Here is a 17558-nt window from a genome sequence, read left to right as displayed (position 1 = left end):
ACCGGGATGGCCGACGACAGCGACAGCGGTGCCCCGGCGCCAAGGGAAGGCAGCGGCGACGGCGGCGCCGTCGCGCCCAGTGCGGACCTGCTGAAGCTGGAGGAATTCATCTTCGTGCGCGAGCTGTACGAGGTCTTCCTTCTGCTCGACCACATCTCGGGACGGTGGGACAAGGTCTTGCGCAGCAATGGCGCCCAGTCGCCGTCCATCATCGAAACCGTGTGCGGCATCGGGCTGGCGCCTGCCGCCGATCCGCAAGCGCGCTTGCAGCAGGCTGTCGACCTGATGAGCGCGAAGGACACCCTGAACGCCATCGCGCGGCCGGCCACCGGGCTGACGGTGGCGTTCACGATCCTCGTCGTCGGCGAGGAAAACCGGCGCAAGCCCCTGGGCAAGCTGCGCCGCGTGTGCCGCGACCTGTTCTACGACAATACGCAGCCGCGCGAAGACGACGCGGCGCCCCGGCGCGGCTCCGGCGGCGTCATGTGGGACAAGCCCACGCGCGTTACCCTGGCGCGCTACGCGTACCCTGGCCTGATCGGCGTGGCCATCAAGTTCAACCGGCGCATGAGCCTGCTGGTGGCGTTCCTGCTGTGCGCGCTGGCCTTTACCTGCGTGCTGTCGTGGCACGTCAGCGCCGGCAACGTCATCCTGCAACACCTGGAAGACGTGCGGGCTCGCACGGTCGAGGTGCGCAAGGAAATCAGTGCCGCCGAGCTGAAGTTCGCGGCCGACGAGCGTGAACGGGCCGCGCCGCGCGGCCTGCCGACGCCGGTCGTGCAGTTCTGTACCCTGGGCACGGAACAGCGGCCCGCCTACCGCACGACGGAGGAGTACCAGTTGTGCCAGCGCGAGCGCGACCTGCGCGAGGAGCGCCGCGCCGTGCGCCTGAACCTGCGCGACTGGCTGGCGCCGTGGAAGACGGCCTACCGGGTGCTGATGACGGCGACCTATCACGTCGATCGCTGGCTGACGCCGCCCGGCGCGGCCACGCCGGCCATGGCACCGCCACCGGACAGCGTGCGCCGCCGCGGCCACGAGGAAAAGGCCCGCATTGTCACCCTGGTCGTCGGTACGGCGGTGCTGCCGCTGGCCTATGGGGTGTTGGGCGCGGGCGCGGCCGTCGTGCGGCGGCTGTGGGAGCGCATGCGCGAAAGCACGCTGTCGCCGCGCGACTCGACCTTGGCGTTGCTGCAGCTGGCGCTGGGCGGCACGATCGGTGCTTGCATCGCGCTGTTCATCAACCCTTCCGGCCCGGCGCCAGCCGAGGAGCGCGGCCTGCTCGGTGCCTGGGCGCTGAGCGGCTCGGCGTTGTCGTTCATTGCCGGGTTCGGGGTGGAAGGCGTGTTCCGCGCCTTGGAGGGGTTCGTGCACCGCGTGTTCGGCGTGCATGAGCCGCAGGCGGGGACGGAGGAGAGCCGGGGCGGCCGGGACAATCGGCGCAGCCCGTGGTGAACGAGGCGGAACCCATGCTGTCAGGCACCGATCCCGGGGCGTTGGCGCCCTGCGATCGGTGCCTCGCACCTGCGGGCTGGACTTAAACCGCCGCCAGCGCGTGCTGCAAATCGCGCCGCAAGTCCTCGATATGCTCGATGCCGACCGACAGCCGGATCAGGCCGTCGCCGATGCCCAGCTGCGCGCGCTGCGCCGGCGGGATCGTCGCGTGCGTCATCAGGGCCGGGTGCTCGATCAGGCTCTCGACGCCGCCCAGGCTCTCGGCCAGCGCAAACACCTCGCAGCGTTCCAGGAAGCGGCGGGCGCCGGCCAGGTCCGTGTCCAGGTCGATCGAGATGATGCCGCCGAAGCCATCCATCTGGCGTTTGGCCAGCTCGTGCTGCGGGTGCGACGCGAGGCCAGGGTAGAACACCTTGCGTACCTTCGGTTCGCGTTCCAGCCATTGCGCCAGTTCGAGGGCGCTGGCGCAATGCCGTTCCATGCGGATCGCCAGCGTTTTCACGCCGCGCAGGGCGAGGAAGCTGTCGAACGGGCCCAGGATGCCGCCGACGGAGTTCTGCAGGAAGCCCAGTTGCTCGCGCCACGCGGCCTGGCGCTCGTCGCCCGCCACGACGGCGATGCCGCCGATGATGTCGGAGTGGCCGTTCAGGTACTTGGTGGCCGAGTGCACGACGATGTCGAAGCCCAGCTCCAGCGGACGCTGCACGATCGGGCTGGCGAACGTGTTGTCGGCCACGGCGATGATGCCCCGCTCGCGGCAGATCAGCGCGATGGTGCGCAGGTCGGCGAGCTTCAACATCGGATTGGTCGGCGTCTCGATCCACACCATCTTCGTTTCGGGGCGCAGCGCGGCCAGCAGGTTTTCCGGATTGGTCAGGTCGGCATAGGTGAACGTGTGGCCCGCGCTGCGGCGGCGCACCCGTTCGAACAAGCGGTAGGTGCCGCCGTACATGTCGTCGCCGGCGACGATGTGCGAGCCCGCGTCCAGCAGCTCCAGCACCGTGGAGATCGCGGCCAGCCCGGAGGCGAATGCGAAGCCTTGCGCGCCGCCTTCCAGGTCGGCCACGCAGCGTTCGAACGCCCAACGGGTGGGATTGTGCGAGCGGCCATAGTCGAGGCCCTTGTGCACGCCGGGGCTTTCCTGCACGAACGTGGAGGTCGCGTAGATCGGCGGCATGATGGCGCCGGTGGACGGGTCGGGCGCCTGGCCCGCATGGATCACGCGGGTGGCGAGATGGGAGGTGTTTTTATCGTCTTGCATCAGTTCAGTGTCCTGCGCAGGTGGTTGAGAAGGTCGAAGCGGGTGATCAGGCCATAGAACGTATCCTGGTCGGCGATCACGGCGGTCAGGCCGCGGTCCAGCGTGCTGCGCAGCGCCTGCACGGAGTCGCCCGGGCGCAGCGTTTCCAGCCGTGCCGTCATCGTCGTGCCCACCAGGCTGCCGAAGTGGTCCGGCTGGTTCTCCACTTTCAGCAGCAGGTCCGACTCGTCGATGATGCCGACCAGGCGGCCGTTGTCGATGACGGGCAGTTGCGCCAGGTCGGCCGAGCGCATGCGGTTGAACGCGACCATCAGCGTATCGGTCGGCGCCACGCTGACCACTTCGCCCGCGTCGTGGCGGCGCCCGATCAGGTCGCGCAGGTCGCCCGTGCGGGCGCGCTGGATCAGGCCCTGGTCGACCATCCAGCCATCGTTGTAGACCTTCGACAGGTAGCGCGTGCCGGTGTCGCAGACGAACGTGGCGACGCGCTTCGGCGTGGTCTGCTCGCGGCAGTACTTCAGCGCCGCGGCCAGCAGGGTGCCGGTGGACGAGCCGCCCAGGATGCCCTCGGCACGCAGCAGCGCGCGGGCGCTGTCGAAGCTTTCCTGGTCCGTGATCGTGTAGGCGTGGCGCACGCTGGAGAAGTCGGCGATGGACGGAATGAAGTCCTCGCCGATGCCCTCCACGGCCCAGGAGCCGCTGGTGGCCGGCACGTTGCCCGTCCTGACGTATTCGGTCAGGATCGAGCCCTTCGGATCGGCCAGCACGAACTCCAGCGCGGGGTTGGCGCGGGCGAAATAGCGCGTCAGGCCGGACAGCGTGCCGGAGGAGCCGACGCCCACCACGATCGCATCGAGCTGGTGGCCCGACTGCTCCCACAGCTCGGGGCCGGTGGTGGTTTCGTGCGCCAGCGGATTGGCCGGGTTGTTGAACTGGTCGGCGAAGAACGCGCCGGGCAGGTCGGCCGCCAGGCGCGCTGCCACGTCCTGGTAATACTCCGGGTGGCCCTTGCCCACGTCGGAGCGGGTGATGTGGATCTCGGCGCCCAGGGCTTTCAGGTGCAGCACCTTTTCGGTGGCCATCTTGTCGGGCACGACGAGGACCACGCGGTAGCCCTTGATGCGGCCGACCAGCGCCAGGCCCAGGCCCGTGTTGCCGGCGGTGGCCTCGACGATGACGCCGCCAGGTTTCAGGCGGCCGTCGCGTTCGGCCGCCTCGATGATGGACAGGCCGATGCGGTCCTTGATCGAGCCGCCGGGATTCTGCGATTCGAGTTTCAGGAACAGCTGGCAGGGACCGGTGTCGAGCCGGGTGACTTCGACCAGCGGGGTGTTGCCGATCAGGCCAAACAGGGCCGCGGGCGCTGTGGACGCTGCGGGCGCGGTGGGAATAATGCTGTGCATACAGTCTCCTCGTTGTGGACAGGCCGGAACGATCGTGTCATGCCGGCCAAGGCGCGCATTGTCGGGTGTGCAAGCTGGCGCCTGAAGGAATGTTTTCGTAGAACGTTATGCCAAAAGCGATGTTGCCATAACAGTATGCACCGGAACGCCGCCAGGTGCCACCGCCTGTTCGGCGACGCGGCGCCGCCTTATAATGCGCGATCAACCAGAACAGCAGGTCAGCAGTGGCAAAACTTTACTTCCGTTACTCCGCGATGAACGCGGGCAAATCGACCGCGATGCTGCAGGTCGCCCACAATTATGAAGAGCAGGGCCAGACGGTGCGCCTGTTCACGGCGGCCATCGACGACCGCTTCGGCGTGGGCAAGATCACGTCGCGCCTGGGCCTGCAGCGCGACGTCGAGACGTTCGACGTCAACACCAACTTCCTCGCCCTCGACAAGGTGGCCTGCGTGCTGGTGGACGAGGCGCAGTTCCTGTCCGTCACGCAGGTGCAGCAGCTGCACCAGCTAGCCCAGGTACAAGGCGTGCCCGTGATCTGCTACGGCCTGCGCACCGACTTCCGCGGGGAGCCGTTCCCCGGTTCGATCTACCTGCTGGCGCTGGCGGACGATATCGAGGAGCTGAAGAATATCTGCTCGTGCGGCAAGAAGGCGACGATGAACATCCGCGTGGACGAGGACGGCCGCCGCATCCGTCACGGCGAGCAGATCAGCATCGGCGGCAACGAGCGCTACCGGCAGGCCTGCGGGCGCTGCTTCTATTCGACCTGATGCCGTCCTGCGCCGCCGTCGCGCCAGCCTGGCTGTGCCGGCACGGCGATGTGCTGCTCTACCTCGCGCCTTCGCTGGCGCTGGCGGGGGTCATCCGTGCGCTGGCGCGGCGCCATCCGTTCTTCTTCCTGTTCACGCTGGCCGGCACGATCTGCCATGAGCTGGCCCATTTCGTCGTTGGGCTGGTGACGTTCGCCCGCCCCGGGTCGTTGACGGTCGTGCCGCGCCGCACGGCTGGCGGCTGGCAGCTGGGCGCCGTGACCCTGGCGCAGGTGCGCTGGTACAACGCCGCGCCCGTCGCGCTGGCGCCGCTGCTGGTGTTGCTGTTGCCGTGGTGGGTGGCCGTGCTGCGCACGGCGCCGGGCTGGCATTTCCGTTGGCTGGATCTTGGGCTGGCGCTGTTGCTGGCGCCGCAGTTCCTGGCCTGCTGGCCGTCCTCTGCAGACTGGAAGATCGCCATGCGCTCGTGGCCGGCGCTGCTGCTGGCGTTGGCGGCATGGCTGGGGTATGACTGGCTGAGCGGCGGGACGACCCGCCGGCTGCTTCAGCCGTAAGGCGTGTAGACGAAGCCGTCGCCGATCAGTTGCGCGGTGGCCGCGAAGTTCTCGGCGCTTTCGCTGAAGCCCGTCAGCACGTCGGCGCGCGCCATGCCTTTTTCCAGGTTGGCGATATGGAACGCCACCCCGGCCGCTTCGCCGTCGCGGTGCAGCACGTTGTGGTACAGGCTGTCGACGAACTGGGCGTTGCTGAGGTTGGCCCCGTAGCGCTGCGCGAATTCCGGGCTGGTCATGAAACCCTTGGCCATCGTGCGCAGGCTCATGCCGTTTTCCTGGTGATAGATCCAGAAGCCCATGCCGGCCTTGTCGGGCGCGCGATCGAACACGGCCTGGTACAGTCGGAAGGGCTTGCCGGCGTTGCCCGAGACGGACAGCAGCAGGGCGTCGTTGCCTTCAGTGATACGCACGTTCGATGCTCGTCAGGGTCGCCGAACCGTCATCGGTCCTCGTCAGCTCGTATCGGTCGCCGCCCGTATGCTTGACTTGCCAATCTTCCAGTCTACCCAACAGCACGGCGGTATTGAACGGATCCTTTTCGCCGACAATAGCGCCCCAGTAGAACGGATTGGGCAACGTGCCGTCGGCCAGCATTGAGGAATAGACTGCTGTTCGCGCGCATACGGTTGGATTGCATTCCCTTGCAAATCCGTGATATCGCCGTTCAGGTGAAGAGAGTTCCCGTCCCTTGAGAGCAGACCATGGTGACGTAAGACGATTGTATTTCCGCTGACCGTCACGTCAGGGCCGTCGAGACTCCACTGGCCCCGTCCCGTCATGGAAATCGACGCGTTGGAATACTTGATCGGTTCGTTGAACGTCAGGGTCACCGGGCCGTCGATAGTGCTCTTCGTCGATACCACCTTCGGGCCTTCGGCATCGGTCGTACTGACGCTGATACGGTAGGGGATCGGCGCTCGCAGAGTGCCGGTATCGTGCGAGTCCGTCACAAAATAGTAGTCCTGCGAGTGGGTTGGCTTGAAGGTAATAACGCGGCTCGTACCAACTATCGGAGCATCCGAGTACGACCTGTCACCCCAGTCCGCCAGCGTCAGCCCGAAGCCCGCAGGCGCGCTGATGTCCGAGGTCAGCGTTACTTTGTACGTCATCCCAGCCTTGCCGGCCAGGCGAAAATACTCCTTGTCGCCCCAATAATCCACTTGCGCACTGCCAGTGACACCGTCGCCGGCAGTCTGCGCGCCCAGCTTGTCGTTTCGGTAGTCGTCCGCCAATTGCGTGACGCCCAGTGTATAGCCCCCACTGTGGCTGCTCTGCACGAAGAGGTAATTGCGGTCATCTTCGACCCAGCTGAACGGCTGGCTCAGACTGTAGTGCTGGTAAGCGTCGCTCGAATTGCTGTACGGCACTTTGAACTGATAGAAGGGAGTGCGAACATAAATCAGCGGCTCGCTGCCAACGTCGCTGCGCGCACTGAACTGGTACGCCGCACCCGGCTGCAGGTCGAGGCGGAACCAGTCCTGGTCCTCCGTGCTGTCGATCCGGCCGCGTACCGTGCCGTTGGTCGGCAGGTAGCGGTGGTGGACATGTCGCCCGCGTAGTCGTCTGCCATGATGAAGCCTGTCGAAATTAAACGCGACGGTATACCAGTGTATTGTCAGAAAAGTTATTGTATTTTTCTATGAGTAATTATAAGCAGTTGCCTTTCAAGCCAGACCTTTGCGCCACGGCGGCGCGACAAGGCGACTGTTTAATGCGCGCTTAAGGCTCCTCGCCGACACTCGTTCTGCCACGCAAGGCGGCCCCGCCGCCTGCGGCGATCTTTCTGCGCAGTTCTGTGTAGAATAGGTCCGGCAGTTTGGTGTGGCGGCAGGCTTGAAAAGGTCGGCGCCGTCCGCAGATCGTTTTCAAAGTTTCCGGAGTACGCCGATGAAGAAGCAAATGCTGTTGGCCGCGATGTCGCTGGCAATCCTGTCCGCTTATGCGGGCGCCGCCCCTGCCGACAAGGCCGCGGACAAGTCAGCCGAGGCGCTGAAGCCGGCCGCGCAGCAGAGCCAGGCCGCCGTCTGGGCGTCGCGTGTGCTGTCGCGCTACCACTACAAGGCCACGCCCCTGGACGACGCGATGTCGGAGAAGATCTTCGATCGCTATTTCAAGTCGCTGGACGCGGAAAAGCTGTTCTTCGTGCAGGCCGACCTGGACAAATACGCGGATGCCAAGCAGAAGCTGGACGACGCCATCGTCGGCGAGAACCTGCAGCTGCCGTTCAATATCTACAACGTCTACCAGCAGCGCTTCGCCGAGCGCATCGCCTATGCTCGCGAGCTGCTCAAGACCAAGCCCGACTTCACGCTGGACGAAAGCTACCAATACGACCGCGAGAAGGCCGAGTGGGCCAAGGACGAAGCCGAGGTCAAGGACCTGTGGCGCAAGCGCGTCAAGAACGACTGGCTGCGCCTGAAGCTGGCCGGCAAGGACGACAAGGCCATCCGCGAGACGCTGGACAAGCGCTACGCCAACTACATGAGCCGTTCGCGCAAGCTCAACAATGAAGACGTGTTCCAGATCTTCATGAACGCCTACGCGATGTCGATCGAGCCGCACACCAACTACCTGGGCCCGCGCGCCTCCGAGCAGTTCGACATCCAGATGCGCCTGTCGCTGGAAGGCATCGGCGCCGTGCTGCAGTCGCGCGAGGACTACACGGTGATCCGCGAAGTGGTTACGGGCAGCCCGGCCGGCATGTCCGGCAAGGTCAAGGTGGGCGACCGCATCATGGCCGTGGGCCAGGGCGAGAGCGGGCCGCTGACGGACGTGCTGGGCTGGCGCATCGACGACGTCGTCGCGCTGATCCGCGGTCCGAAGGATTCCACGGTACGCCTGCAGATGCTGCCGGCCGACGCGGGCCCGGACGGCAAGCCCGTAACGATCGCGCTGGTGCGCAAGAAAATCAGCATGGAAGAGCAGTCGGCCAAGAAGACCATCATGGAAGTGCGCGACGGCAGCGTCAAGCGCCGCGTGGGCGTGATCTCGCTGCCAACGTTCTACATGGACTTCGAAGCCCGCCGCAAGGGCGAAAAGGACTTCAAGAGCGCGACGCGCGACGTGGCCCGCCTGCTGGCCGAGCTGAAGAAGGAGAAGGTCGACAACGTGCTGATCGACCTGCGCAACAACGGCGGCGGTTCGCTGACGGAGGCCGTCGAGCTGACGGGCCTGTTCATCGACCGCGGTCCCGTCGTGCAGCAGCGCAGCGCCGAAGGCAAGGTCGAGGTGGAAAGCGATACCGTGCCGGGCCTGGCCTGGGACGGCCCGGTGGGCGTGCTGATCAACCGCGGCTCCGCGTCGGCTTCCGAGATCTTCGCCGCCGCGATGCAGGACTATGGCCGCGGCATCGTCATCGGCGAACCGAGCTTCGGCAAGGGCACGGTGCAGACGCTGATCAACCTGGACCGTTTCGGCCAGGGCGACAAGTCGCGCCTGGGCGAACTGAAGATGACGATCGCGCAGTTCTTCCGCATCAACGGCGGCACCACGCAGCTGCGCGGCGTCACACCCGACATCAAGCTGCCGGCCATCGCCGATGCCGACAACTTCGGCGAATCGAGCTACGACAACGCGCTGCCGTACACGGTCATCAAGCCGGCCGTCTACATCCCGGCCGGCGAAGTGAAGGACATCGTGCCGCTGCTGGAGAAGAAGCACCAGGCCCGCGTCGCCAAGGACAAGGACTTCCAGTACCTGATCGACGACATCAACTATGTTAAAAAGCAGCGCAAGGAAAACATGATCTCGCTGAACGAGACCGCGCGCCGCAAGGAACGCGACCAGCAGGAGCAGCGCGCCAAGCTGCGCGAGGCGCGGCTGGCGGCGGCGCCGTCGCCGGACGATCCGATCATGGTGCCCGATCCGAAGGAAGGCCTGAAGCAGGCGGTATCGGCCAAGCCGGCCGGCGCCAAGGCAGCCAAGCAGGCGGCAGCCGTGAAGGGCGCCAGCCGCACCGACGACGGCCTGCAGGGCGACGAACGGTCGCTGGCGGCGGAGCTGGAGGCCGAAAAGGCCGCCAAGAACGCGAAGGACGTGCTGCTGAACGAAGCCGTGCATATCCTGGCGGACGAGGTGGGCCTGTTGAAGACGGACACGCGCCTGGCGTCGCGCGTGCTGCCGTACACGCCCGACCGCTGATCGCCGCAGCAACGTTTTCAGGGAGCTGGAGGACCGCGAGGTCCTCCTTTTTTTTGGGCGCTGTGCCCCCGTCGCAGTGAAGTAGCCCATCGGTAATTAGATGACGTCGAGCATCAGCGCTACGCGCAGGAAATGCTGCGGCAGCGCAACCCGGCCGGCGTCCAGCACGTGTCGCCAGCCCAGGTAATTGGGCAGGTAGCGGCTGGCGACACCCAGGAATTGCCGCAGCCACCCCGTGAAGCGGCTGTGGTGGCTGTTGACGGTCTGCACATGGATGAGGCCATCGACGCGGATGCCGGCATGCGGGTTCACGGTCCTATGCGCAATGCCTGCCGCGGTGGCGAATGCCCGATAAGCGGCCGCGCTGTCGGTCGCCAGCAGGATGCCCGGCGCCAGCGCGGGCGGCAGGCAATCATGCAACTGCTGCGCCGTTACCAGCCCGCGCCCCGGCACGAAATCGCACGCCTTACCGCTACGGTTACAGGCAACCAGGATGCAATCGTGGTCCTTGCCCGGCCCCCGATGGGTGGCGCTGCCGCCGCGCCGGCGGGCCGGACGGGTCAGGTGGCGCGAACCTTTTTGCGATTCCAGCAAATACGTTTCGTCCGCCTCCACGATGCCATCGAGCGGCAGTGCCCTGGCGTCCTTGGCCATCGCCAGGAAGCGGTGGCGCCAGCGGAAGCTGGTGTTGCGGTGTATGCCGATGGCCTTGGCTGCGCCCCGCACCGTCATCGAGTGCAGCATGCACTGCAGGAAAGGCAGCCATTTCTCGCGCAATCGGATGAACGCGAGGGGCGTTTTCGTCAGGACATTAAAACTCACGCCGCATTGGCGGCAACGGTAGCGCTGCAGGCCGCGGTAGACGCCGTGGCGATAGAGCCGGTCCCCCTCGCAATGCGGGCAGTGGCGCAGTTTACTGCCGGCTTCCGCGAGGATCGCCAGGCACTCGGCCAGCGACGAACAGCGATCGAAGATGTTCCGTAGTTCATCGGCCTGCTTGCCGGTCAGCTGCGTCAACCATTGCAATACCTGGACCTGTGCGGCTTCGAATTGCTGCGTTTCCATCATCTCCTCCCCAAGCGTGGCTGCCTGATGAGTGAGACTGCGGTCGCGCCGGGAAGTTCATTACGGCCGGGGCACAGCGCCTTTTTCGTCCATGCCCCTGTTATGCGCCAGCCCCATATCTAGTATCACTACAATAAAGTAGCGTTCATTTGCGCGCCGCAGCATAATTCACCTGTCTCCTCTATCTCCTCCAAGGAAATAGATTTAGCCCACCGGTCTCCGGTGGGCTTTTTTTTGTCTGGGTGTGGCCTTACAGGGGACAGACCCCGACGTTTGGCAGCGTTCCGGCGGCCGGAGCTGAACTTCGGGGCCAGTCCCTCGCAGAGGACAGACCCCAACCGTGCGCGCCCAACCTTGTCGATTCGCTAAGCTATCCCCGCTGTAGCCAAGTTTCACCCAAGACAAGGGAACCCATGCAGCAACCTGCCCCCGACCCGGACCAACCGCAGGCCATCGACCGCCGCGGTTTCCTCGGCGCCGTCGCCGTCGCCGCCGCAGCCGTCGCACCCGTGCCAATACCGGCCCAGGCCGGCGCCGCGCCCGGCAAGCCGCTTGGGCCCAGCGGCGTGCCGATCGTCGTCAATGGCGTCGAGCACAAGATGGACGTCGACGTGCGCACGACGCTGCTGGACTACCTGCGCGACCACCTGCACCTGACGGGCACGAAAAAGGGCTGCGACCACGGCCAGTGCGGCGCCTGCACGGTGCATGTGAACGGGCGCCGCATCAACAGTTGCCTGGCGCTCGCGCTGGCGCACGAGGGCGACGAGGTGACGACCATCGAAGGCCTGGGCGCGCCCGAGCGCCTGCACCCGATGCAGGCGGCCTTCGTCGAACACGACGGCTACCAGTGCGGCTACTGCACGGCAGGGCAGATCATGTCCGCCACGGCGCTGCTGGACGAGCCGTGCGGCCCCGCGGACGCCGACGTGCGCGAATGCATGAGCGGCAACTTGTGCCGCTGCGGCGCCTATTCCAATATCGTGGCGGCGATCCAGCAGGTGCGGCGCGAGGGCGGCCGATGAAGACGTTCGCCCTGCGGCGGGCCGACAGCGTGGCCGCGGCGGTCGCGCTGGGCGCCCGCTCCCCCGCCGTGCGCTTCCTGGCTGGCGGCACCACCTTGCTGGACCTGATGAAACTGGACGTGGAACAGCCGGACGAAGTGGTGCAACTGCGCCGCCTGGGCCTGGACCGCATCGAGGCGACACCGGACGGCGGCCTGGCCATCGGCGCGCTGGTCACCAATTCCGCGCTGGCGCACGAGCCGCTGGTCGTGCAGCGCTATCCCGTGCTGAGCGAGGCGCTGCTGTCCGGCGCCTCCGTCCAGCTGCGCAATATGGCGACGACGGCCGGCAACCTGCTGCAGCGCACCCGCTGCGTGTATTTCCGCGACACGGCGATGGCCTGCAACAAAAGAGTGCCCGGCAGCGGCTGCGCCGCGTTGGGCGGCTACCACCGCAACCTGGCCGTGCTGGGCACGAGCGAGCACTGCATCGCCAGCAATCCGTCCGACATGAACGTGGCCTTGACGGCGCTGGACGCCGTGATCCACGTCACCGGCCAGGCCGGCGCGCGCGCCATCCCGATCCGCGATTTCTTCCTGCTGCCGGGGACCACGCCGCACCTTGAGACCGTGCTGGCCCCGGGCGACCTGGTGACGCACGTGACGTTGCCGCCGCTGCCGCCGGGCACCCGGTCCACCTATGTGAAGTTGCGCGACCGTGCGTCGTACGAGTTCGCACTGGCTTCGAGCGCCGTCGTGTTGACGCCGACGGCCGACGCGATCGGCCACGTGGCCATCGCGCTGGGCGGCGTCGGCACCGTCCCATGGCGCGCGTCGCAGGCGGAACGGCTCCTGGCCGGCCAGCAGCCGACCGCCGCCAACTTCCGCGCCGCGGCGGCAGCGGCCCTGCAGGGCGCGCGCGGCCACGGCGAGAACGACTTCAAGGTCGAGCTGGCGCAGCGCTGCCTCGTGCATGCGCTGGCCACCGTCAGAGCGGTGGCGGGAGGGGTACCATGAACGACGCCGTCATCGGCCAGGCGCTATCCCGGATCGACGGACCGCAGAAGGTCAGCGGCCACGCGCGCTACACGGCCGACCGCCACCTGCCGGGCATGCTGGTGGCGCTGCCCGTCGGCGCCACGGTCGGCAAGGGCAGGGTGACGGCCATCGACAGTACCGCCGCGCTGGCGCTGCCGGGCGTGCAGGCCGTGTACACGCACGAGAACTTCGGCCGCCTGCATCCGCTGCCGGAGCACAGCGAGCTGCGCCTGGACGAGAAGCATCCGCCGCTGCAGGACGACACGGTGCGTTATTACGGCCAGTACGTGGCGCTGGTGGTGGCCGACACCTTCGAGCGCGCCAGCGCGGCGGCGGCGGCCGTGCACGTGTCGTATGCGGCCGCCACGCCGGACGTGTCGGCCGTCGCGCGGCCGGACGAGCCGCCGGAACCGGACACGCAGCGCGGCGACTTCGATGCCGCCTTCTCGCGGGCCCCCGTGCAGGTGGATGCCACCTACACGACGCCTGTCGAGACGCACAACCCCATCGAGCTGCATGCCAGCGTGGCGCAGTGGAATGATGGCTACCTGACGCTGTACGAGACCACGCAGGCCATCGTCAACCAGCGCGCCGTCGTCGCGACGATGCTGGGCGTGCCGCTGGCGCAGGTGCGTGTCGTGACGGAGTACCTGGGCGGCGGATTCGGCGGCAAGCTGTGGCCGTGGCAGCATTGCCTGCTGGCGGCGCAGGCCGCGCGGTTGCTGGGACGGCCCGTCAAGCTGGTCGTCAGCCGCGCCATGATGTTCCGCAACGTGGGCCACCGCGCCCAGACCCGCCAGCGCGTGCGCCTGGGTGCGCAGCCCGACGGCCGACTGGTGGCGCTGAGCCACGACTACACCTACCACACGGCGCGCGGCGAACCGAACGAGGAGGACTGCGGCGAGGCGACGGGCTACCTGTACAGCACGCCCAACCTGCGCGTGGCCGGCGGCCCGGCCGAACGGGACGTCGGCCCCAACACGTCGATGCGGGGACCCGGCGCGGTGCCGGGCCTGTTCGCGCTGGAGTCGGCGATGGACGAACTGGCGCTGAAGCTGGGCATCGATCCGGTCCAGCTGCGCCTGGCCAACGAGCCGGCCCACGACGAGATGGAGGAGGTGCCGTTCTCGTCGCGCCACCTGCGCGAATGCCTGCAGCGGGGCGCCGAGCGCTTCGGCTGGGCGCGGCGCAAGCCGGCCGTCGGGGCCATGCGCGAGGGTGCCACCATCCTGGGCTGGGGCATGGCATGCGCCAGCTGGATGGCCAAGCGCCGCCCGGCCCAGGTCACGCTGCTGCTGCGGGCGGACGGCGGCGTCACGGTGCAGAGCGCCACGCAGGACCTCGGCACGGGGACGTACACGGTGCTGGCGCAAATGGCCGCCCGCGCCACCGGCATCGACGTGGCTCGCATAAAGGTGGAGATCGGCGACACCGCGCTGCCGCCGGGACCGTGGTCGGGCGGCTCGATGGCGACAGCCTCGCTGATTCCGGCCGTGGAAGCGGCGGCGCGCGATGCGATCCGCCAGTTGCTCGACACCGCGGCGCAGGCGCCGGGGTCGCTGTTTGCCGGCACCCCGGTCGCGCTGCTGGCCCTGCGCGACGGCCGCGTCACGCGCACCGATGGCAGCGGCGCCGTGCCGTTCGGCGAGCTGCTGCGCCGTCTCGGCCGCGAGCACATCGCCGGGCACGGCGACTCGCCCGCCAGTAGCGCCGACCCGCACGCCAAGGACCTGTCGATCCACTCGTACGGCTGCCATTTCGTCGAGGTGGCCTGGCAGCCGGCGCTGGCGCGGCTGGCGGTGCGGCGCGTGGTGACCGTCATCGACGCGGGAACGATCGTCAACCTGAAGACGGGGCGCAACCAGATCGAGGGCGCCGTGCACATGGGCGTCGGGATGGCGCTGTTCGAGGAAACCTACTACGATCGGCGCAATGGCGCGCCCGTCAACGCCAACCTGGCCGACTACATCCTCGTCACGCACGCCGATGCCCCGCAGGTGGACGTGACGTTCCTGCCGTATCCGGACCGGGCCCTGAACGAGTATGGCGCGCGCGGCATCGGCGAGATCGGCCTGGCGGGCGTGGCGCCGGCGATCGCCGCCGCCGTTTATCATGCCACCGGCGTACGGGTACGCGACCTGCCCGTCAGGATCGAGCACCTGCTCAAGGCTCAACAGGAGGACACTGCATGACCGACATGGCGATACCGATGATCGAGATGAACGACGGCCACCGCATCCCGCAACTGGGGCTGGGGGTCTGGCAGGACAACGACGAGCAGGCCGCGGCCGCCGTGCGCTGCGCGCTGCAGGCAGGCTACCGGCTGATCGACACGGCGTCGATCTATGAAAACGAAGTGGGCGTGGGCGAAGGGGTACGCCAGTCCGGCATCGATCGCGCCGACGTGTTCGTCACCACCAAGATCTGGAACGACGCGCAAGGCTACCAGGCCGCCCAGGATGCGCTGCACGCCAGCCTCGAACGCCTGCAGATGGACTACGTCGACCTGTTGCTGATCCACTGGCCGGTGCCGAGCCGCGACCTCTACGTGGACACGTGGCGGGCCCTGATCAAGCTGCGCGAACAGGGCCTGGCGCGCTCGATCGGCGTGTCGAACTTCCGTGCCAACGAGCTGCAGCGGCTGTTCAAGGAGACCCACCAGCTGCCGGCCGTCAACCAGATCGAGCTGCACCCCTGGCTGCAGCAGGCCGAACTGCGCACGGCCAACGGTGCGCACGGCGTCCGCACGCAGGCGTGGAGCCCGCTGGGGCAGGGCAAGGTGCTGGCCGATCCGCTGATCGCCGGCCTGGCCGCCAAGCATGGCTGCGAGCCGGCGCAGGTCGTGCTGCGCTGGCACATCCAGCATGGCGTGCTGGTGATCCCGAAATCGTCCAACCCGGAGCGCATCCGTGCCAACGCCGACATCTTCGACTTCACGCTGGACGAGGACGACATGGCCGCGCTGGCCGGGCTGGACCGGGGCCAGCGGGTCGGCCCCGACCCGGATACCTTCGGCGCCTGACACCGGGGGCTGTCCCCGCAGGGGACTGGCCCTGAGGTTTGGCGGGATATCGCCAGAGTTGGCGTTGAACTTCAGGGTCAGCCCCCGTGCGGGGACCGACCCTACGCCAGCTCGGGCGCGGTCGGGGGTGATCTACGTCGACGTTTCCGTCTCCCGCTCCGCGCCTTCGCGGGCGCCATCCGTATAGGTTGCCGCCTGCCGCACCGCGTGCGGCGCCGCCTTGCCCGGCAGCGGCGGCAGCGCCTTGGCCCGCTCCAGGTCGATGCCGGCCGCTTGCGCCACCCGTCGCCCGTAATCCTCGTCGCAGTGCCAGAAGTGCCACACCATGCGCAGCGCGATCGGCTCCGGGCACTGGCGCAGGTCCGCGCCCAGGTTGTCGATCAGGTCGTCGCGCTCCCAGTCCTCGAACGTGCGATAGCGGTCGCCCGCCTGGCGGTAGTCGTCCTGCGTGCGGCTGGTCTGGTAGCGGCCCAGGTGGCCCTCGACCCATTGGTGGTAGTCGCGGGCCGGCTTGGGGGCTTCGCGCAGCCCGCCCAGGTCGCTGGGTTCATAGTTGATGTGCTTGTTGCCGTCGCCATCGTCGACGTAGTACGCCATCTGGCCGTCGCGCTGGTTGGTGCGCGCCCGTGCCGCTTCCTGCGGCGCGTTGATCGGCAGCTGCAGGTAATTGGGACCCACGCGGTAGCGCTGCGTGTCGGAGTAGGACAGGGTACGACCCTGCAGCATCTTGTCGTCCGAGAAGTCGATGCCGTCCACCAGCACGCCCGTACCGAAGGCGGATTGCTCCGTCTCGGCAAAGAAGTTGTCCGGGTTCCGGTCCAGCACCATGCGTCCCACCGGCAGCAGCGGGAAGCGGTCCTCCGGCCAGCGCTTGGTGTCGTCGAGCGGGTCGAAATCGAGTTCCGGATGGTCGCCGTCGCTCATCAGCTGTACGCAGAACTCCCATTCCGGGTAGTCGCCGCGCTCGATGGCGTCGTACAGGTCCTTGGTCGCGTGGCCCGTGTCGTTGGCCTGGATGGCGGCCGCCTCCTGGCTGGTGAGGTTGCGCACGCCCTGCTTCGGCTGCCAATGGAATTTCACCAAGTGGGCCACGCCTTGGTCGTTGACGAGCTTGTAGGTGTTGACGCCCGAGCCTTCCATCTCCCGGTAGCTGGCCGGGATGCCCCATGGGCTCTTGACCCACGTGACCATGTGCAGCGCCTCGGGCGACTGCGACACGAAATCGTAGAAGCGCCACGGCTCCTGGCGGTTGGTGACCGGGTCGGGCTTGAAAGCGTGGATCATATCGGGGAACTTGATGGCGTCGCGGATGAAGAACACCTTCAGGTTGTTGCCGACCAGGTCCCAGTTGCCGTCGACGGTCTTCAGCTTGACGGCGAAGCCGCGCGGGTCGCGCGCCGTTTCCGGCGAGTCCTTTCCGCCGATGACGGTGGAAAAGCGCACGAACACGGGCGTCTTCACGCCGGTCTCGTTCAGCACCCGGGCGCGGGTGTACTTGCTGGCCGGCTCGTCCCCGATTCTGCCGTAGGCTTCGAACCAGCCGTGCGCGCCGGCGCCGCGGGCATGCACGACGCGCTCGGGGATGCGCTCGCGGTCGAAGTGGGTGATCTTCTCGATGAACTGGTAGTTCTCCAGCGTGGCGGGGCCGCGCTCGCCTACGGAGCGCAGGGCCTGGTTGTCGCGTACGGGGCGGCCCTGGCGCGTGGTCAGCACGGGGCGCTCGTCCTGCTTGCGTGACTGGTTGTCCGGCTTGTCGGTCATGGCTGTCCTTTCAAAAATCGATGGCTTTGGGAGGCCGCACGATTCTAGCCGTGCCGGCGCGATCGGGGCGTACGCGAGAGGGT

General features: G+C 67.3%; 14 protein-coding genes. 8 read left to right on the top strand and 6 right to left on the bottom strand.

All coding sequences use genetic code 11. The annotated features are described in order from the left end of the window. Window positions 1-6 precede the first annotated feature (6 nt). Window positions 7-1455, top strand: coding sequence for a hypothetical protein (locus PX653_RS08805; protein ID WP_277417515.1), 1449 nt, complete (start codon window positions 7-9; stop codon window positions 1453-1455). Window positions 1456-1537: 82 nt separating this feature from the next. Here the strand turns inward: PX653_RS08805 and PX653_RS08800 are convergent, their stop codons facing one another. Both PX653_RS08800 and PX653_RS08795 read right to left on the bottom strand, forming a co-directional pair. Further along, window positions 1538-2716, bottom strand: coding sequence for a trans-sulfuration enzyme family protein (locus PX653_RS08800; RefSeq protein ID WP_277417514.1), 1179 nt, complete (start codon window positions 2714-2716; stop codon window positions 1538-1540). Beyond that, window positions 2716-4119, bottom strand: a complete 1404-nt coding sequence (locus tag PX653_RS08795) for a pyridoxal-phosphate dependent enzyme (RefSeq protein WP_277417513.1) — start codon at window positions 4117-4119, stop codon at window positions 2716-2718. Before PX653_RS08795 ends, PX653_RS08800 begins: the two co-directional genes overlap by 1 nt. Before the next feature lie 224 nt (window positions 4120-4343). Between PX653_RS08795 and PX653_RS08790 the strand changes: the two genes are divergently transcribed. Together PX653_RS08790 and PX653_RS08785 are read left to right on the top strand one after the other, a co-directional pair. Continuing rightward, on the top strand, window positions 4344-4892 hold the full coding sequence (locus PX653_RS08790) for a thymidine kinase (RefSeq protein WP_277417512.1): 549 nt from the start codon (window positions 4344-4346) through the stop codon (window positions 4890-4892). Further along, entirely contained in the window at window positions 4892-5446 is a 555-nt protein-coding gene (locus PX653_RS08785) for a hypothetical protein (RefSeq protein ID WP_277417511.1), read from the top strand. The genes PX653_RS08790 and PX653_RS08785 overlap by 1 nt, the downstream gene beginning before the upstream one ends. On the opposite strand, the gene PX653_RS08780 is transcribed toward PX653_RS08785, so the two are convergent. Continuing rightward, on the bottom strand, window positions 5437-5856 hold the full coding sequence (locus tag PX653_RS08780; RefSeq protein ID WP_277417510.1) for a DUF4214 domain-containing protein: 420 nt from the start codon (window positions 5854-5856) through the stop codon (window positions 5437-5439). The genes PX653_RS08785 and PX653_RS08780 overlap by 10 nt on opposite strands. A gap of 42 nt (window positions 5857-5898) precedes the next feature. Beyond that, window positions 5899-6813 carry a hypothetical protein gene (locus tag PX653_RS08775; RefSeq protein ID WP_277417509.1) on the bottom strand — a complete coding sequence of 305 codons (915 nt, stop codon included), beginning with the start codon at window positions 6811-6813 and terminating at the stop codon, window positions 5899-5901. 520 nt (window positions 6814-7333) lie between these two features. Between PX653_RS08775 and PX653_RS08770 the strand changes: the two genes are divergently transcribed. Next, window positions 7334-9586: a carboxy terminal-processing peptidase gene (locus PX653_RS08770; protein ID WP_277417508.1), complete on the top strand. Its 2253-nt coding sequence runs from the start codon at window positions 7334-7336 to the stop codon at window positions 9584-9586. Between the two features lie 96 nt (window positions 9587-9682). Here PX653_RS08770 and PX653_RS08765 read toward each other — a convergent pair whose 3' ends face one another. Next, window positions 9683-10651, bottom strand: coding sequence for an IS1595 family transposase (locus PX653_RS08765; RefSeq protein WP_277417507.1), 969 nt, complete (start codon window positions 10649-10651; stop codon window positions 9683-9685). A gap of 413 nt (window positions 10652-11064) precedes the next feature. Between PX653_RS08765 and PX653_RS08760 the strand changes: the two genes are divergently transcribed. The 4 genes from PX653_RS08760 to PX653_RS08745 are packed head-to-tail and all read left to right on the top strand — an operon-like array spanning window position 11065 to window position 15714. Then, window positions 11065-11676: a (2Fe-2S)-binding protein gene (locus PX653_RS08760; RefSeq protein WP_277417506.1), complete on the top strand. Its 612-nt coding sequence runs from the start codon at window positions 11065-11067 to the stop codon at window positions 11674-11676. After that, complete coding sequence (locus tag PX653_RS08755) at window positions 11673-12671, top strand: FAD binding domain-containing protein (RefSeq protein WP_277417505.1); 999 nt, start codon at window positions 11673-11675, stop codon at window positions 12669-12671. The genes PX653_RS08760 and PX653_RS08755 overlap by 4 nt, the downstream gene beginning before the upstream one ends. Further along, complete coding sequence (locus tag PX653_RS08750) at window positions 12668-14884, top strand: xanthine dehydrogenase family protein molybdopterin-binding subunit (protein WP_277417504.1); 2217 nt, start codon at window positions 12668-12670, stop codon at window positions 14882-14884. The genes PX653_RS08755 and PX653_RS08750 overlap by 4 nt, the downstream gene beginning before the upstream one ends. Further along, entirely contained in the window at window positions 14881-15714 is an 834-nt protein-coding gene (locus tag PX653_RS08745) for an aldo/keto reductase (RefSeq protein WP_371876436.1), read from the top strand. The genes PX653_RS08750 and PX653_RS08745 overlap by 4 nt, the downstream gene beginning before the upstream one ends. Before the next feature lie 132 nt (window positions 15715-15846). Here the strand turns inward: PX653_RS08745 and PX653_RS08740 are convergent, their stop codons facing one another. Next, window positions 15847-17475 (bottom strand): catalase, encoded by a 1629-nt coding sequence (locus tag PX653_RS08740; RefSeq protein WP_277417503.1) that lies wholly within the window; start codon window positions 17473-17475, stop codon window positions 15847-15849. Between the last annotated feature and the right edge of the window lie 83 nt (window positions 17476-17558).

It is taken from the genome of Pseudoduganella chitinolytica, assembly GCF_029028125.1.
Taxonomy (GTDB): Bacteria; Pseudomonadota; Gammaproteobacteria; order Burkholderiales; family Burkholderiaceae_D; genus Rugamonas; species Rugamonas chitinolytica.
This window is presented reverse-complemented; position numbering and strand designations above follow the sequence as displayed.

Coding starts and splice junctions, on each gene's coding strand:
- PX653_RS08750 (WP_277417504.1), top strand. CDS start 12,668: ATGAACGACGCCGTCATCGGCCAGGCGCTATCCCGGATCGACGGACCG.
- PX653_RS08805 (WP_277417515.1), top strand. CDS start 7: ATGGCCGACGACAGCGACAGCGGTGCCCCGGCGCCAAGGGAAGGCAGC.
- PX653_RS08765 (WP_277417507.1), bottom strand. CDS start 10,651: ATGGAAACGCAGCAATTCGAAGCCGCACAGGTCCAGGTATTGCAATGG.
- PX653_RS08795 (WP_277417513.1), bottom strand. CDS start 4,119: ATGCACAGCATTATTCCCACCGCGCCCGCAGCGTCCACAGCGCCCGCG.
- PX653_RS08740 (WP_277417503.1), bottom strand. CDS start 17,475: ATGACCGACAAGCCGGACAACCAGTCACGCAAGCAGGACGAGCGCCCC.
- PX653_RS08785 (WP_277417511.1), top strand. CDS start 4,892: ATGCCGTCCTGCGCCGCCGTCGCGCCAGCCTGGCTGTGCCGGCACGGC.
- PX653_RS08760 (WP_277417506.1), top strand. CDS start 11,065: ATGCAGCAACCTGCCCCCGACCCGGACCAACCGCAGGCCATCGACCGC.
- PX653_RS08745 (WP_371876436.1), top strand. CDS start 14,881: ATGACCGACATGGCGATACCGATGATCGAGATGAACGACGGCCACCGC.
- PX653_RS08800 (WP_277417514.1), bottom strand. CDS start 2,716: ATGCAAGACGATAAAAACACCTCCCATCTCGCCACCCGCGTGATCCAT.
- PX653_RS08755 (WP_277417505.1), top strand. CDS start 11,673: ATGAAGACGTTCGCCCTGCGGCGGGCCGACAGCGTGGCCGCGGCGGTC.
- PX653_RS08770 (WP_277417508.1), top strand. CDS start 7,334: ATGAAGAAGCAAATGCTGTTGGCCGCGATGTCGCTGGCAATCCTGTCC.